The following is a 16444-nucleotide window of genomic DNA, read 5'->3' on the forward strand; positions in this document are numbered from 1 at the left end:
AATCCTCCAGCGCCGGAACCGGGCGGGAGGGTGATTCTCTCGGGAACATAAGGCGTTCATTCTTTCATCGGCAGGGGCGGGGCTTCAGCCGAGGATGCCCTGGATTCCTTCGATCCCGCCTTTCCTTGGCGGAAGGAAGGCAGGGACTCTGCAGACATCCTTCTCCCGCCGATGCTCCCTCTTTCATCACCCTCCCGCCCGGTTAATAAGGAATCATTCGTGACCACAAAAAGTGAAGTCAGGAGGCGCAAGAAGGAAAAGGTTGTAAGGCCGATGAAAAAATGATAAATTGCCTGAGCAAAATTTGTGAGAGAAAGCTTAGAAGGGAGTTTCATGGATCAGGTGAATTTTCTCGACCCCATCTTCAAACCCCGATCTATCGCCGTCATCGGGGCTTCCACCCAGGTGGAAAAATGGGGGCATCGCATGGTTGCTCGCCCCCTGAATACCGGGTTCAGAGGGGCAATTTATCCAGTTAATCCCCATAGCCAAGAAGTAGCTGGCCTGAAGGCCTGGGCTAAAATTTCTGATCTGCCCAAAGATATTGACCTTGCCGTTATCACCCTTCCGGCGCCCATGGTGGCCGAGGCTTTGAAGGAATGCCTGCGCCAAGGCATGCGGGGAGCAATAATTATTTCCGCTGGCTTTGCTGAGATCGGAAAGGAAGGGAAGAAACTCCAGGAAGAGATTGTGAGTATCGCCATAGAGGCGAAGATTCCCCTTGTGGGACCCAATTGCATGGGGCTCTGGAGTGCTCCGGTCGGTTTGAACCTGGCTTTCGAGGAGGCCCCCTTTCGCGGTTCCGTCGCTTTCATCTCCCAAAGCGGAACCCTGGGAAATTATCTCATGCTTCTGGCCAAGGCCAAGGGATATGGCTTCAGCAGTTTAGTTAGCAGCGGCAACCAGGCCATGCTGGAAGTGACGGATTATTTGGAATACTTTGGCGCCGACGAGGGAACCCGGGCAATTATTCTTTACATCGAGGGCATCCAGGACGCCAAACGGTTTGCCAGGGTAGTCAGGGAAGTGGTCAAAAAGAAACCTATCATGGTATACAAGGCCGGTCGGTTCGAGGTCGGCGTGCGCGCGGCTCTTTCCCATACGGCTTCTCTGGCAGGTAATGATAAAATTTTCGATGCCCTTTGCAAACAGGCCGGAATCATCCGCTGTTATGATCCCTTGCATACGTTCGATATGGCCATGGCCTTGACTGCCCAGCCGCTGCCCCAAGGCAACCGTGTGGCCATCATTTCCGGCGGGGGGGGATATTGCGTGACGATGGCGGAAGCTGCGGCGGCCTGGGATCTGGACGTTCCCGAATTGGATCCATCCGCCTCCGAAAGAATCGAAAAATTCCTTTACCCCTTTGCTCCCCATCCTCGGAATCCTGTGGACGCAGCTTCCGATATCCGCCCCATGACCTATGCCCGGGCCCTGGACGTCCTGATGAGCCTGGATTACATCGATGGGATTTTTATGATGATTCCCTTCATGTTTGAATTCCAGCTACGTTCCCCCGCTTCTATCCGGGACTTGATGGACGCCACTGAGATCATCTGTTCCCTGCCCCGGAAATACAACAAACCCATTTTAGGTAATATGATTCCAGTGGCGAGTGTCGGGCCGGCCCTGGATCTTCTCCAGAAGGCCGGGATTCCTTTCTATGCATCCCAGGATGAGTCTGCCCGGGCTATGTATGCCCTTGTACGATACGCCCGGATCCTGGCCAATAGGGATTAATTGAATCAGGACGCAAATTTTCGTTAACAGGTGCAGAAAAAGAATTCTATGTTCTGCCACTTAAATTCTCAAAAGCCAGCTATGGCCTACGGCAATTTGAAAAATGCCAACCGCAGAATGCACGTCTTTCGGTTTGTTTAAAATCTGGTAAATCTGCGTTCATCTGCGTCCGAAAAAGAATATTTTTTCGAGATAAACATCCCCGCCGCAAGCAGCGGGGTATTAATCTGAGGGTTCCGCGGTCCGACTCGCAGCAAGCTGCGGGGAATACAACCCGAAGTGATTTAATGAATTCTTAAGGATTCCCGCCCGGTGTTTCGTGGCCCGGGCGGAAGGACAGCCTGCGCCGCCAAAATCGGCGGGAATCCGTATTCCCCATGACCACGGGCCTGGTTTCCGCAATGAGAAAACGGGGGGAGAAAAGGAACCCCCTTTTCCAAATGGGTAGAAGCCCCCGCTTTGGCAAAGAGGAGACTGCTGCCTTATTTTGGCCAGCAGGATGTCCTTTCGCCCGGGCCTGGGAAAAGACTTCAGAATTACAGAAGATTACAAAAATAATGAGGCTCTTTCCACCAACGAATTGGGAGATGACCAAAAAATTATAAAGAATCGCCATGAAATCCCCCTTAATCCCGATTTTTCAGGTTCAGGGAAAGGATAATTTTGAAAATCGCAATTGGTGGGATAAAGTGAATGGTTTTGTTGGGAAGGCAATTGCGGGGCGGGGGCCCGGCAGGATATATTGTTCGCCTCCGCCCCAATAAAAAAGCCAAATTTACTTCACCGCATTTTTCAATGCTTTTCCTGCTGCAAATTTCGGTACTTTCTTTGCCGGGATCTTGATCTCTTTGCCCGTCTGGGGGTTCCGGCCGACACGGGCTTTCCGTTTGCCCACCTTGAATGTTCCAAAGCCCACCAGGGTTAAGGTTTGTCCTTTTTTCAGAGCTTTTTTAATTGTGTCCAGTACGCAAGAAATAGCATCCTCGGCCATTCTCTTGCTGCCCACCACTTTGGCTACTTCTGCCACCAGATCTGCCTTGTTCATCCTGCTTCACCCCCCTTCTTTCTTGCAATATAAAAATTTCATCCCTATTTTAAAGGATATTTAAAACTTGTCAAATCTTTTATTCGTAAAAAATAAATTTTCTTTAACCCCCGGATTTACAAGTTAAGCCCCCTCACCCTTCCCCTCTCCCCCGCAAATGGGGGAGAGGGCGGGGGTGGGGGGGAAGGAAAATAAAGGAAATTCCTATACAATAAATTTATGATCTAAAATTTCTTGCTTCCAATCATCGGCTATGGTATTTTCTCAAATAATCTTTTTTTACAACCATATTCAAAGGAGATTTTATGACCGGCGAATTTCATCCCCCCGCGCGCATCCTTATGGGTCCCGGGCCAAGTAACGTAGATCCACGAGTCCTCTTGGCCATGGCCAAGCCTATGGTAGGCCATCTGGACCCGGAATTTATCCGCATCATGAACAACCTTCAGGACCTGCTGCGGCATGTGTTCGGCACGAAGAATCCCGTAACCATCCCCATCTCAGGCACGGGAAGCGCCGGAATGGAGGCAGCCTTCGTCAACGTGGTTGAGCCCGGGGATCGAGTCCTGGTCTGCATAAACGGGGTATTCGGGGAACGCATGGCGGACGTGGCCGAGCGGTGCGGCGCCCATTTGCGCACCATTTCCGCTCCCTGGGGAGAGGCTTTTGAGCTCGAGGCCATTCAAAAAGAGCTCCGCAGCTTCCAGCCCAAGGTTTTAGCCATCGTCCACGCCGAGACTTCCACCGGTGTCCTGCAACCCCTGGAAGAATTGCCGGCAATTCTAAAAAATAATCCGGACACCCTCCTCCTCGTAGATACCGTGACCTCCCTCGGAGGCCACCCCGTAAATGTGGACGAATGGGGGATCGATATATGTTACAGCGGAACGCAAAAGTGTTTGAGCTGCCCCCCGGGGCTGGCTCCCATCACCTTTTCTCCTCAAGCTATGGAAAAAATCAAGAACAGGGCCAAAAAAGTGCAAAGCTGGTACCTGGACATGAACATGGTGGCGAAATACTGGGGGAGCGAGCGTACGTACCATCATACCGCCCCCATCAGCATGAACTACGCCCTTTTGGAAGCTTTGCGCGTCATCGGGGAGGAAGGCCTGGCACCCCGGCACGAACGCCATCGCCGGAACCATCTGGCCTTGGTGCAGGGAATCGAGGCCATGGGTCTCAGCATGTTGGTGCCAGAACCTTACCGGCTCTGGTCGTTAAACGCGGTAAACATTCCCCAGGGGATCGACGACGCCAAACTGCGCAAAAAGCTTTTAGACGAATATAACCTGGAAATTGGCGGCGGGTTAGGGGTTCTGAAAGGGAAGATCTGGCGGGTAGGCCTCATGGGATATTCCTCCTCCGAGGCCAATGTCCTCTACTTTTTAATTGCCCTGGAGCAGGCTTTGCGGGAGCAGGGGTTCGAAGTTCCCCGGGGAGCGGGTGCCACTGCCGCTAAAGAGTTTTTCTCCAAAGCCAAATAAGATGATCTCGTAAAAAGTCTTCCGAGTATGCGTGTCCAGAATCTCCGCCTAAACCCTTCTTCATGCGAAACTAGAGGTTCAAATTTTTTATGGACCCAAGGCGCAGAAAAAAGTTAATCAAAAAACTACAAACCATCGTCAACCGGGAATGGGTATTACATTCCCCACCTCATCTCCGGGCCTATGGCTACGATGCCTCGTTAAACCATTCTCTTCCTGACTTTATCGTCTTCCCCGCAACCATCGACCAGGTGGCCTCCGTCGTCCGCCTGGCGCTGGAAGAAAAAATTCCTTATCTTCCGCGGGGGGCGGGAACGAATCTTACCGGCGGTTCCATTCCCTGCCAGGGAGGAATTGTAATCGCGACCTCCCGCCTGAAGGCCATGCGCTTGATCGACCTGGATAATCTCAGGGCCGAAGTGGAGGTCGGGGCCACCAACCTGGAGGTGCAGAATGCCTTGGCGCCATCCGGTTACCTTTACGCCCCAGACCCGGCCAGCCAGAAAGTTTCCACGATCGGGGGCAACGTGGGTGAAAACTCAGGCGGCCCTCATTGCTTAAAGTACGGCGTGACCACCAACCATATCCTGGGTCTGGAAATGGCCATGCCCGATGGGAGGATTGTCTCTTTAGGGGGAAAATGCCTGGACCCGCCGGGATACGATCTCGTCGGCCTCATGGTGGGTGCGGAAGGGACTTTGGGCATCGCCACCCAGGCCACCCTCCGCTTGCTCCATCAGCCTCAGGCGGTACAAACCATCCTGGCGATCTTCGACCAAATTGAAGACGCCAGTAAAACCGTTTCAGCGATTATCGCCGCCGGCATAATCCCCGCGGCGCTGGAAATGATTGACCAAGTTGTGCTGGGAGCCGTGGAAGCCTCTGTGCACGCCGGATATCCCTTGGATGCTGAGGGGGTTCTGATCATCGAGCTTGACGGAATCCGGGAAGGGATGGAGCGCCAGGCAGACCGCATTCGCCAAATCTGCCAGGAGAATCATGTGCGGGAGGTTCGTTTGGCCAAAAACGCCAGTGAAAGGGATGTACTCTGGAAGGGCCGCCGGGGGGCTTTCGGAGCCGTCGCTCGGGTTAAAACCAGTTATTTATGCGCTGACGGAACGGTTCCTCGCACCCAACTTCCACGGGTCCTGCGGCAGGTGGGAGAGATTGCCCAAAAGCACAATCTGACCATCGGGAATGTCTTCCATGCCGGAGACGGAAACCTCCATCCTTTGATCCTCTTTGATGACCGGGATGAAAACGAACGAGCCCGGGTCATCGAGGCTGGCAAAGAAATTCTCGAGGCCTGCGCCCTTGCGGGAGGAACCATCAGCGGGGAGCACGGAATTGGTCTGGAAAAGATTGAATCCATGAGTTTAATCTTTTCTCCCGAAGACATCTCCTTTATGCGTAAAGCCAAAGAAGCGCTTGACCCCCCTGGCCTTTGCAACCCGGGGAAAATTTTTCCGCCCGCGGAGGCTTCCCCCCCAACGATCCCAGCCCAACGAGATCTATCTCCGGGTGGTGATCTCCTTTCCGGTATCGGTATCATTGTCGGCCGAGAAAATTGCTATGGGGCGACTTCCGGGGCTGAAAAATACCCCGTGGCAGGGATCCTCCCCCAAGTAGTGGCTTTTCCGGGGAGCGTGCCAGAGGCCGGCGAGATCCTTCGCCTCGCCGCCCTGGAAAATTCCTCCATCGTTCCCAGGGGAGGGGGCACGAAGATCGATTGCGGGAACTCTCCGTCGCGACTCGATGCTGTACTCAATCTATCCCATATGGACCGCATCCTGGAGATCGATTTGGAAAACCTTACGATCACCCTGGAAGCAGGCGTAAAGCTCCAGGCCATCCAGGAAAATCTGGCCCGACACCATTGCTTTATCCCTCTGGACCCACCCTTTGCCGATGCCACAATCGGAGGAATTCTCTCCACCAATTCCAGCGGCCCGAAAAGGCTTCTTTACGGAAGCGCCCGGGATATAACCCTGGGTGTAAAATTAGTCTTGGCGGGAGGGGAAATCGTCAAAGCCGGTGGCAAGACGGTAAAGAACGTCTCTGGCTATGATATGACCAAGCTTTACATCGGCTCTTGCGGGACGTTGGGGATCATCGCCGAAGCGACCCTGCGCCTATTGCCCGCCCCCGAGCGGGAAGTTATTCTCATCCTTCCCTGCCGGGATGTTTCGCAGGCCCAGGCCACGGCATTTAAGATCATCCACTCTGACCTTCTTCCTTCGTCCTTAATGCTTTTCAACCCAAAAGCCGCAGCGATCCTCCCCCCATCCATAACATCCGCTTTTCCGAAAGGGGTTTTGCTTTTTATCGGTATAGAAGGGCCCTGCGAAGCTGTGGAAGCGCAAATACAAAGAATCCGTCTCCTGCAGGAAGAGGAGGGTATTGCCGATTTTCAAATTTTCCAGGATTCGCCGGCGGCAGCAATTTGGAAAACCCTCCAAGGGATACATCAGCTTCTCTTGGACCGTCCCCCATTAGCTGTTTCCTGTAAAGTTTCCACTTCCCTCTCCCAAAGTGTGGCCTTCTTTCATAAGGCTGAATCTCTATCAACGCAAAACGCTGTTGAGGCGGCTCTCCTCGGCCACCTCGGAACCGGAATCATCAATCTCTTCCTGGAGTCGGAAGAAACCGAGCCGCCAGCAGTTTCCACAATTGCGGGAATCATTGCCGATCTCAGAAAAGAAGCGGAGGCGGCGGGAGGGAACTTGGTGATTGAATCCGCTCCACCGGTGCTTAAAAAGAACATCTCTGTATGGGGACGGCCAGGCCCATCCTTCCTTTACATGAAAGCCATCAAAACTGCCCTTGACCCTATGCACCTTTTAAATCCCGGCCGATTTTATGGAGACTTATGATAACGGCCCCAAAAGACGAAGTCGTAAAGTGTAACCGCTGCGGCTTCTGCCTGGCCGCCTGTCCGGTCTATCAGGCTACGGGGGTGGAGACCAAAGCTCCGCGTGGCCGAAACTCTCTGGCCCGAGCCTTGCTCGACAAAAATTTTACCTGGAGCGCCGAAACGCGGGACTCCCTGTTTCAATGCCTGGGCTGTCGGGCCTGCGTGGAAGCCTGTTTCCCTGAAGTGGAGACCGACGAAATCGTGATCTCCATGCGTTCGGATTACTACCGCGAGTTCGGGGAGCCATGGCTGCAGCGATATCTTTTTCGCCGTTTATTGCCGGATCCCCAAAAGTTATCTGCGGCCCTCAAGAAAGCTTTTCTATTGCAGAGCGGAGCCAGGCTGATTCGGGCTTTGGGCTTCCTTCCCTGGTTGAACCGGGACCTCCTGCGGGCTATGGACTTATTACCCCCTTTGCCGGATCAAACCCTTCGGGAGCGATGGCCGGTGCCTACCGGAGAACAAGGGGGCCAGGGGAAAAAGATAGCCTATTTCGGCGGCTGTGCTTTCAATTTCGCTCTGCCTGATATCGGCTTAGCAACCCTGAGCCTGCTCCTAAAAGGTGGCAACCAAGTCTTTTGGCCTGAACACGGATGTTGCGGCTTGCCGGCCTACGGTCACGGGGACCTCGAAGGCGCGAGGATCATGGCCCGGAAAAATTTGAGGGTATTCCAGGATCTCGACGTCGAGGCGGTGGTCACAGAATGTGCCAGTTGTTCTTCCTTTCTGAAAAAATATCCCGTTCTCCTGGCCCGGGAGCCCGGTTCCGCCGAACAGGCCCAGAAATTCAGCAGCCGCGTACTGGATATAAGCGAGTTCCTTTCCACCCAAGCCCTTTCCTTCCCGCAGAATCATCAAACCCTGAAAGTTACCTTCCACGACCCTTGCCACCTGAACCGCTTTCAGCAAATAAAGTCCCAACCGCGTGATCTGCTGAAGAAAATACCGGGCTTACAGTTCGTGGAGATGCCCGAGGCCGACTGGTGTTGCGGCGGAGGAGCGGGGTTGAATCTTGCGAACTATGACCTGTCCATGAAAATTCTGCAGCGCAAGATGGACAATCTTCAGAAGAGTAAAGCCCAGGTCCTGGTCACTTCCTGCCCGGGTTGTTTTTTACAGTTGAGGCATGGAGCCAAAAAACACAAGCTGCCGGTTGAAGTCCGCTACCTGACCGCCATCCTGGCGGAAGCGGGGAAAAATGTTCCCAAGGAATGACTCATGAGCCGATCCTGGAAATACCTTCATTCCAAGATCATCCAATCCTGCCGTGTCTTCAGTATCAAGAGTGAGCGTTACCGCTCTCCCCGTTCCGGGAAAGAGCATGACTTTTACCTCATCGATTCCGTCGATTGGGTGAATGTAATCCCCCTTACTTCTGATGAGAAAGTGATCCTGGTTAAACAATTTCGCTTCGGGACCAAAGATTTTTGCCTGGAAATTCCGGGGGGGATGATTGACGAGGGGGATACGCCCTCACAGGCGGCCAGCCGCGAGCTTTTGGAAGAGACCGGCTATGCGGGCGAAGAGCCAATCCTTTTGGGCATCGTCCACCCTAATCCAGCCATTCATACCAACCGTTGCTATACCTATCTGGTCAGGAATGTGACCTTCACCAATCCCCCCCAGCAGGATTCTACCGAAGATATCGAGGTGAAGATCGTGCCCTTGGTGAAAATTCCCCGGCTTATCCACGGCGGCCAAATTACTCACGCCTTAGTGATCGCGGCTTTTTACTGGCTTTTTTCCCCCTCGCTCTTTCCTTCTTTTCCAAAGATATAAGGAGGGAGTTAAATTTAATTCCGCATTCCGCATTCCGCATTCCGCAATCCGCAATTTTTTTAAAATGTTGAGGCAATCACTACCCTCTGAATTTCGTTCGTCCCTTCATAAATTTGGGTTATCTTGGCATCGCGCATATAACGTTCCACCGGATACTCCTTGACGTACCCGTATCCTCCGAGAACCTGCACCGCTTCCACCGTGACCCGCATAGCCACGTCAGAACAGAAGCACTTGGACATGGATGATAAACGGATGGTCTCCGGGCTTATCCTGGACATGTCCTTGGGAAGCTCCTGGAGTACAGCTGCCGTTTTGTACAGGAGCTGCCGGGAAGCCTCAATATCCATGGCCATATCCGCGAGCTTAAACGATATCCCCTGGTGAGCGATGATCGGTTTTCCGAAGGCTACCCGCTCCTTGGCATAATTCAGGGCGTACTCAAAGGCGCCGGCGGCAATTCCCAGGGCCTGGGCACCGACTGCCGGGCGGCTGAAATCTAAGGTCTTCATCATGATGGCAAAACCCAATCCTTCTTGGGTAAGCAGGTTTTCGGCCGGAACCGGACAGTCCTCGAAGACCAACTCCACCGTATCAGAAGAGCGGATGCCTAATTTCCTTATGGGCGGACTCTAACAAAGATTTTTTGGATTTGTCAACTGGGAAGGGGTCCCCCTCACCCCCATTTTTTAGAACCACTTTTGTAGTGGTCCGGGCGGACAGGGTGGGGTCCATGGAGGATATAGCGGTTTTAAAGTCCTTCCTTTTTCATCTCTTCGGCGAGTTTCTTCTGTTTTTCGGTAAGACTTTTAGGATGTTTGATTAGAATACGCACAAACTCATCCCCCCGGCCCCCTCCTTGGAAATGAGGTAATCCAAACCCTTTCAAGCGGATCCGGCTATGGCTTTGGGTTCCGGGTGGGACTTTTATGTGTTTGGAACCGTCAAGGGTGGGAACTTCAATCGTCGTACCCAGGAGAGCCTCGGAAATTTTGATCTCCTTATCCAGAGTAAGGTCACTTCCTTCTCTCTTGAAAAGAGGGTGATCGGCAATGTTTACTTGGAGATATAAATCCCCAGGAGGTATGCCGCGACCCCCTTCCATTCCTTTTCCCGCCAGGCGTAGCTTTTTCCCACTCTCGATTCCCGGAGGGATTTTGACCGTTACTTCTTCTACTTTCCCTCCTTTCTGGAACTTTATTTTCTTCTCTCCGCCGGATGCAACCTCCTGGAAAGTGAGGTTCAATGCGGAATGAACGTCCTGCCCTTTCAGGGGTGTCGCGCCTCTGGTCTGGTATTCACCTCCCGAAAACATGTCCTCAAAACCAGCACCTTGCCTCCTTTTTTGACCGAAGAGATCCTCAAATCCCCCATAATGGACTTTGCCTCCCCTATTGGTGGTGGAAAAACCCAAATTTTTGAAAAGATCGCTGATGTCGAACCCCCGAAAAATATCCTCCTGGGAGAAACGCTGGCTGAATCCGGAAGGCCCAAACTGGTCATATTGCTGGCGTTTCCCTTTATCACTCAAGACGGCATAAGCCTCGTTGATCTCCTTGAAGCGCTCCTCCGCCTGTTTGTTCCCGGGATTGCGATCGGGATGATGCTTCATGGCCAGCTTGCGGTAAGCCTTTTTGATTTCGTCTTCACTGGCGCTCTTTTTGACGCCCAATACCTCGTAATAATCCCTCTTGGCCATTTCCTCACTCGCCTTTGTAAGTCTCTTGAATCAATCGGTTCAGGTAATTTTCCGGATTCTCCATTCCTTCCGGCGGAATGAAAAACTCCTGCTTTCCGGTCTTCTCTTTGATAAGTTTTAACCCGTGCTCATAGTTCTGAAAAGACTGCTTCAAAAAAGCACCGGGTTCAAACCCTTCTTCCCATATTCTTTCAACCAGGCGTTCGATCGCCTCTGCGGTGAAATGGAGCTGCACTTCATTGCGGCTGGAAAACGTCCGTTCAAAATCCAGGGCCGCCCGATGGATCACCAATACTTCTTCCACCGCAGAATCTATGTCCGTCCGCCCTTCCACCGTCCGTTTCGTAATCAGGTGAATGCTCCGGTCTGAAAAAGCAACCCCATAGCGGGACGCGAATTCCGCCTCCTTTTTGCGGATGGATATTTCCAACCCCTTCTCTTCTTCTTCCTGTAATCTGTGGAAGAGGGCTTCTCGCTCCGGGTTTTCGGGGTTTTGCAGAAGCTTGTGCAGCTCCCCTACCGGGTTATCCACCATGGCCCGGGTGACAACCAGATGGCGAATAGCCGTCGAAGGAAGAGTATGTTCGAATTTTAAGAGCACTCGTTCCGCGGCGCTAACCAAACCCCGGGCGCCGGTCCGTTCTTGGAAAGCATTCTCGGCAATCCGGTGGAGCGCTTCGTCTTCAAACTGCAGATCGATCCCGTAGGCCTTGAAGTCCCGCTTCTTGCCGATGGTGATCGGGCTTTTGGGATTCCGCAGGATGTTATAAAGGTCCTCGACTTCCAAATGTTCAAAAACCGTTACCACCGGTAACCTGCCGATGAATTCTGATTCAAACCCGTATTGAATGAAATCCTCAGCTTTTATCTGCTGCAAGTTCTCGGCTCTTTCGTCTTTGGATTTGATCTCGGCTCCAAATCCCATACCCTGCCGGTTTAAGCGTTTTTTAATGATTTCCTCCAGACCAGTGAATGCCCCGCTCATGATGAAGAGGATATGCTTGGTGTTGATCTTCTTCTTTTCCCTTTTCCCCGTTTTCTGGAATTCCATAATTGCTTCCATCTGCGCAACGGGGTCATGGGGAACCTTCAGTTCCACTTCGGTCTCTTCCATGGGTTTGAGCAAAGCCCGTTGCACACCGGAACGGGATACATCCGGGCCGATCAGGTTGGGCGAGGCCGCGATTTTGTCCACTTCATCCAGATAGATGATCCCGTACTGGGCCAGTTCAATATCTCCTTTGGCTTCGTAGACCAGATCCCGGACCAGATCTTCCACATCCCCACCCACATAACCTGTCTCACTAAACTTCGTAGCGTCTCCTTTGACAAAGGGCACTCCGATCTTTCCGGCAATGAGTTTCACCAGGAAAGTCTTACCGACGCCGGTGGGGCCGATCATGATGATGTTATTCTTGATCTCCCCTACACCTTCATGACGCTTATTTTTATTCTTGGACTCAAACATTTTGATCCGGTTGAAATGGGTGCAGACCTTCGTCGCCAAAACCTCTTTGGCTTCATCTTGCTTGACCAAATATTCATCCAAATAAGATTTTAATTCTTCAGGTTTCATGTTGAAGTGAATGACCAGGGGTTCAGAACGTTTCTCTTGCTCCCCTTCTTCCACCTTCTCCCCGGCTGCCTCGGCGAGGGGACCCAGCCCGGCAAACTGAACCCTTCGGCCATATTTTTTCGCTAGATAATCGCTTAAATCTTTTTGGATCTCTTTGATGTCCAAATCTTTGTTATCGAAAATCTTCTCCATCATTCTTCCAACCCTCCAAAATACTTTTCCTTCCATTATTATAATACTGATTGCCCAATCACGCCAGCTTTTAACTTGCTCTTGCCGGTTTTATCCCTCTATTTTCCCCTTTTTGCTTGATTTTCAAAAACTTTCTTGTTTAAATAAATTTTGATGCAATGAATTTTGATGATCTCGTAAAAAGTCTTATTTTAGCCACAGAGGCCACCGAGGACTCAGAGAATAGCTTTTACTTTTAAATGTGTTAGCTCTGTGTGCTCTGTGTACTCTGTGGCCAATTTTGCTTTTTTACGAATTTATCAATTTTGGCCTTTCTTTCTTTTTAATGCTTTTGATGCCTGGCAATCTGCGGCGATCGGCGTCCAAAAAAATGCATGAACTTTCTGTAACCCAGAGTATCCTGGAAATTGCCCTCGACTATGGCACTCGCAACCAGGCGCAGAAAATCATTGAGATCCATCTGCAGATCGGGGAGATCAGTGACTTTGATGACGAATGGATCCAGCGCTATTTCGACTTCGTGAGTAAGGGGACCATCGCCGAGGGAGCCAAGCTGCGTATATCCCGAACCCCCGCCCGGCTGCAATGCAACCCGTGTTCCTTCATCTTTCCCCTGGATAAATCCACCTGGAATACCCAATGTCCATCCTGTAATAGTAAGGATTGTCAGCTTATTTCCGGCCGGGAGTTTCGCGTGGAAGCGCTGGAAGTAGTATGAAAAGAGAAGGCAAGTGTAAAAGGGGTCACGTCTGCTCTTCGCTCTTATTAACCGCTTAGGTATATTTTGCACCATGGTTGAATCACTGCGCATTAATTTTTAGCTTTGCCAGCATTGATTGCTCAGGAGAAGATATTGCGAAAAGGTATGTCACAAAATCGCTCGCCACGCGCATGGCCCCTCCGTTAAAAGGCCATTGGCCACAGGAACAAGCAGAGGAAGAACAGAAGGCAGGTAACTACTTTAATGGCCAAATGGGTTTTGATGGAATTTTAAATAGTCAGGGCAAGGGTGTAAGAGAAATATTTGGGGATTTAATGAATGACTTCTACAAGTTGCACTTGCCAAGCATCTAATGTAATGCTATATTTAGTGCTAAATAATATGTTTCAGGAGGTACGTTATGTCGCATATGAGCCCTTCGGAAGATATCCGCTCTGTTACCGATCTGAAGCGTAACACTCGCGATATTCTTGACCATCTCCATGCGACGGGGCGACCGGTCATTCTAACGGTCAACGGCAGGGCCGATTCCGTGCTGCTGGATGTGCGCGTCTATGAAAAATACCTGCAGGCAGGGAATCTGGCAAAACTCCTCGCCCCGGCTGAACGGGAGGCGGAAAGCGGCCGGACCCGTCCTGCCCGCGACTTTCTGAAAGAGTTCAAGCGTGCCAAAAAAATTTAGGGTTGACATCACCGAGGCAGCCGAAGCGGATGTGGCCGAAATCTGGGAGTACATCGCCCAGGACAAACCCGATGCAGCAACCGCCTTTGTCCTTCGCCTGGAAGAGCAGATCCGCACACTGGAACGCTTTCCCGAACGCAGTCCGCTCGTGCCGGAAAACGAACTACTCGGCACAGCCTATCGCCATCTGCTGCACGGTAATTATCGAACCATCTTCAAGATCGTTGGCTCCAGGGTGATCATCTTGCGGGTCCTGCACGGGGCGCGGCTGCTGGATACGGGGATCCTGGAGGGGTTGGAGAAATGAAGCTCGACCAGGACAGATCCCTTGCTGAATTGCCTGACGGCTGGTCTCTTGATCGCCTAAAAGATGTGCTGGGTCTTCGTGCGGACGTGGCGCGGGTGGGTTGGCCTTCCTGCCCTTCAAGGGATGTACATCAATTATGATGTAGACAAGATATGGATTTTAGTGTAGAATTTTATGAATCAGAGCACGGAATATCTCCCGTTGGCAGAGAAGAATAGACCGATGAAAAAAACCAATTTCGACCGTTATCTCGAAGCGCAGTTGCAGGATCCTGCCTTCGCCGCCCGCTTTGAGCATGCCGGCGAGGCATGGGACGTGGCGCTGCAAATTGCCGCGCTTCGTCGACAGGCTGGGCTTTCGCAAAAGGACCTTGCCAAGCTCCTCAAGACGTCGCAGCAGCAGATCAGCCGGCTGGAATCTCCCGGTTACGAAGGCCATTCGCTCAGCATGTTGCGCCGTGTTGCCGAGGCCCTGCACGCACGGATGCGCGTCATTTTTGAACCGGCTGCAAGCCAGACCAGGATGCACGTTGCTGAAGCTCAGGCCCCGTACCGGACAAAACGAATATCATGAGCCAGACACTGAAAGAACTTCGTCAGATTGCCTCTCATGTGGCTGGCTTGCAGAAACAGGCCCGTTCCATGGGCATTTTTCCGGGTGACCGTGACCTTCTTGAGTGCCCAAACTGCGGGCTGCTGGAGGACGTGACTATAGACGGGCAACTTATTACCTGGTGCCCACCTGCCGAGGGACAGGACACGGGACTGCGCTTTGAGGAGTTTTCACAAAACCTATTCCGTTGCCCTGCTTGCGGCTCGATGGTTCGAGAGGACTAACTGTCATACAGCATGGGGAACGAAGGGGGGCGTATTATGAGCTGGCTCATAGGTGCCGATACTCCGGGGAATGAAGGATAGCCCTTACTCCTGTGCTTGGTGGATGAACCCCTAAACGGTGTTCCTGGTTCCTGGTTCTTGGTTCTTGGTTTATGGTCCCTGGTTAAAGGAGAGAAATGGCTACTCTACAGAGCTTTGAAGAGATCGAAGCCTGGCAGAAGGTCAGGGAATTGACCAGAGCGGTCTTCGCTTGCTCGGGCGCGGGCGCTTTTGCCAAGGACTTTGCTCTGCGTGACCAGATTCGGCGCGCTGCGTAGAATGAAGCATGAGGGGATATGAAGGACTCGATGATACCGGCCGAAACGATACAGAAAGCGATTTACCTGGTCCGGAGCCAGAAGGTCATGTTGGACCGCGATCTGGCTGCACTGTACGCTTTACCCACAAAGGCGCTCAAGCAGGCCGTGAGGCGCAATGCCAAACGCTTTCCCGCTGATTTCATGTTCGTCTTTACGCGGGAGGAACTGGCCGATTGGAGGTCACAATCTGTGACCTCCAATTCCGACCGTATGGGGCTTCGCCATGCGCCAATGGCTTTCACAGAACAGGGGGTCGCCATGCTGTCGAGCGTGCTCAACAGCGAACGGGCCATTCAGGTGAACATCGCGATCATGCGGACGTTTACGCAACTGCGGCAGATGCTCGCGTCGCATGCGGACCTTGCCCAAAAACTGGCTGACCTGGAGAAGCGCTACGATGCCCAGTTCAGGGTGGTCTTTGACGCCATTCGGCAGCTGATGAAGCCGCCAGATCCACAGCATAAGCGGATCGGTTTTCATATGCGTGAGCCGCTTGCGAGGTATTCCATCCGGCGCAAAAGGGAATAACCGATGCTTGATGCTAAAACCAAGACCCGCATTGACTCCGCACGCGACATCTTGGTCGGCACGGTGCCCCATCCGAAATCGCAGGTGGAAAAAATTACCATCGCCCTGAGTTACAAATTCATGGACGACATGGACCACCAGTCGAGGAACTGGGCGGCAAGGCGACGTTCTTCACCGGCGACTTCAAGAAGTACCGTTGGGCTCCATCAACAAGGCCTCGGCGGGGGAGCAACCCAGATGACAACCAAAAACAGGAACCAGGAAGCAGAAACCAGGGATCTCTTCGTCAGGGCTCAAGCGAGAAGTGGATAAATTGGCTGAAGCGATTTCAAAACAGTCGGAATAACTCGATCTTTAAGTCTGCCCCCTAGCACATACAATCTTTATTGTTGGGCTGTAAGAGAGAAATGAGATGCCGAAGGAAGCCAAAGCAAGGATTCTGATCAACGACCTTCTCCGAAGGTCGGGCTGGCGCTTCTTTGCCGACGAGACCCGCCCCGCCAACATCGCGCTTGAAGCACACGTCAAACTCAAGAAGAAGACCCTCGAAGAATTCGGCGACGACTTCGAGAAGACGGCAAG

Annotated in this window: 18 protein-coding genes and 2 pseudogenes; 15 read left to right on the top strand and 5 right to left on the bottom strand. The window is 52.3% G+C overall.

The features are described from left to right. Together Q7V48_02615 and Q7V48_02620 are read left to right on the top strand one after the other, a co-directional pair. Positions 1-206 (top strand): hypothetical protein (locus Q7V48_02615; protein MDO9209631.1); only part of this gene is annotated, 206 nt, incomplete at its 5' end. A gap of 127 nt (positions 207-333) precedes the next feature. Beyond that, positions 334-1740 carry a CoA-binding protein gene (locus tag Q7V48_02620; protein MDO9209632.1) on the top strand — a complete coding sequence of 469 codons (1407 nt, stop codon included), beginning with the start codon at positions 334-336 and terminating at the stop codon, positions 1738-1740. 295 nt (positions 1741-2035) lie between these two features. Here Q7V48_02620 and Q7V48_02625 read toward each other — a convergent pair whose 3' ends face one another. Both Q7V48_02625 and Q7V48_02630 read right to left on the bottom strand, forming a co-directional pair. Beyond that, entirely contained in the window at positions 2036-2356 is a 321-nt protein-coding gene (locus tag Q7V48_02625; GenBank protein ID MDO9209633.1) for a hypothetical protein, read from the bottom strand. A 159-nt stretch (positions 2357-2515) separates the two neighbouring features. Beyond that, positions 2516-2785: an HU family DNA-binding protein gene (locus Q7V48_02630; protein MDO9209634.1), complete on the bottom strand. Its 270-nt coding sequence runs from the start codon at positions 2783-2785 to the stop codon at positions 2516-2518. 305 nt (positions 2786-3090) lie between these two features. Here Q7V48_02630 and Q7V48_02635 point away from each other — a divergent pair, with 305 nt between their 5' ends. From Q7V48_02635 to Q7V48_02650, 4 genes are all read left to right on the top strand, one after another. Then, positions 3091-4269 carry an alanine--glyoxylate aminotransferase family protein gene (locus Q7V48_02635; protein ID MDO9209635.1) on the top strand — a complete coding sequence of 393 codons (1179 nt, stop codon included), beginning with the start codon at positions 3091-3093 and terminating at the stop codon, positions 4267-4269. Positions 4270-4358: 89 nt separating this feature from the next. Further along, positions 4359-7142, top strand: coding sequence for an FAD-linked oxidase C-terminal domain-containing protein (locus tag Q7V48_02640; GenBank protein MDO9209636.1), 2784 nt, complete (start codon positions 4359-4361; stop codon positions 7140-7142). Then, positions 7139-8398 (top strand): (Fe-S)-binding protein, encoded by a 1260-nt coding sequence (locus tag Q7V48_02645; protein MDO9209637.1) that lies wholly within the window; start codon positions 7139-7141, stop codon positions 8396-8398. Before Q7V48_02640 ends, Q7V48_02645 begins: the two co-directional genes overlap by 4 nt. Before the next feature lie 3 nt (positions 8399-8401). Then, positions 8402-8962, top strand: a complete 561-nt coding sequence (locus Q7V48_02650; GenBank protein ID MDO9209638.1) for an NUDIX hydrolase — start codon at positions 8402-8404, stop codon at positions 8960-8962. A gap of 59 nt (positions 8963-9021) precedes the next feature. Here the strand turns inward: Q7V48_02650 and Q7V48_02655 are convergent. From Q7V48_02655 to Q7V48_02665, 3 genes and pseudogenes are all read right to left on the bottom strand, one after another. Next, positions 9022-9582: pseudogene (locus tag Q7V48_02655) on the bottom strand (acyl-CoA dehydrogenase family protein). A 131-nt stretch (positions 9583-9713) separates the two neighbouring features. Beyond that, positions 9714-10661: a DnaJ C-terminal domain-containing protein gene (locus Q7V48_02660; GenBank protein MDO9209639.1), complete on the bottom strand. Its 948-nt coding sequence runs from the start codon at positions 10659-10661 to the stop codon at positions 9714-9716. 4 nt (positions 10662-10665) lie between these two features. Beyond that, on the bottom strand, positions 10666-12432 hold the full coding sequence (locus Q7V48_02665; protein ID MDO9209640.1) for an AAA family ATPase: 1767 nt from the start codon (positions 12430-12432) through the stop codon (positions 10666-10668). Positions 12433-12799: 367 nt separating this feature from the next. Between Q7V48_02665 and hypA the strand changes: the two genes are divergently transcribed. The 9 genes and pseudogenes from hypA to Q7V48_02710 all read left to right on the top strand — a co-directional run bounded on the left by hypA (position 12800) and on the right by Q7V48_02710 (position 16065). After that, complete coding sequence (gene hypA / locus Q7V48_02670; GenBank protein ID MDO9209641.1) at positions 12800-13147, top strand: hydrogenase maturation nickel metallochaperone HypA; 348 nt, start codon at positions 12800-12802, stop codon at positions 13145-13147. Positions 13148-13224: 77 nt separating this feature from the next. Then, positions 13225-13503, top strand: a complete 279-nt coding sequence (locus Q7V48_02675; protein MDO9209642.1) for a hypothetical protein — start codon at positions 13225-13227, stop codon at positions 13501-13503. 47 nt (positions 13504-13550) lie between these two features. Then, a complete protein-coding gene (locus Q7V48_02680) occupies positions 13551-13832 on the top strand; it encodes a type II toxin-antitoxin system Phd/YefM family antitoxin (protein MDO9209643.1) in 282 nt (93 codons plus the stop codon). Further along, a complete protein-coding gene (locus Q7V48_02685; GenBank protein MDO9209644.1) occupies positions 13816-14139 on the top strand; it encodes a type II toxin-antitoxin system RelE/ParE family toxin in 324 nt (107 codons plus the stop codon). Before Q7V48_02680 ends, Q7V48_02685 begins: the two co-directional genes overlap by 17 nt. Positions 14140-14361: 222 nt before the next feature. Continuing rightward, complete coding sequence (locus Q7V48_02690) at positions 14362-14712, top strand: helix-turn-helix transcriptional regulator (GenBank protein MDO9209645.1); 351 nt, start codon at positions 14362-14364, stop codon at positions 14710-14712. After that, positions 14709-14975 (top strand): hypothetical protein, encoded by a 267-nt coding sequence (locus tag Q7V48_02695; GenBank protein MDO9209646.1) that lies wholly within the window; start codon positions 14709-14711, stop codon positions 14973-14975. The genes Q7V48_02690 and Q7V48_02695 overlap by 4 nt, the downstream gene beginning before the upstream one ends. Positions 14976-15151: 176 nt before the next feature. Further along, a complete protein-coding gene (locus Q7V48_02700; protein MDO9209647.1) occupies positions 15152-15292 on the top strand; it encodes a four helix bundle protein in 141 nt (46 codons plus the stop codon). Positions 15293-15310: 18 nt separating this feature from the next. Beyond that, the gene (locus Q7V48_02705; protein ID MDO9209648.1) at positions 15311-15862 is read left to right on the top strand and encodes an ORF6N domain-containing protein; all 552 of its coding nucleotides are present in this window, start codon (positions 15311-15313) and stop codon (positions 15860-15862) included. Positions 15863-15865: 3 nt separating this feature from the next. After that, positions 15866-16065: pseudogene (locus Q7V48_02710) on the top strand (hypothetical protein). Positions 16066-16444 lie beyond the last annotated feature (379 nt).

The sequence above is a fragment of the Deltaproteobacteria bacterium genome, assembly GCA_030654105.1.
Taxonomy (GTDB): Bacteria; Desulfobacterota; SM23-61; order SM23-61; family SM23-61; genus JAHJQK01.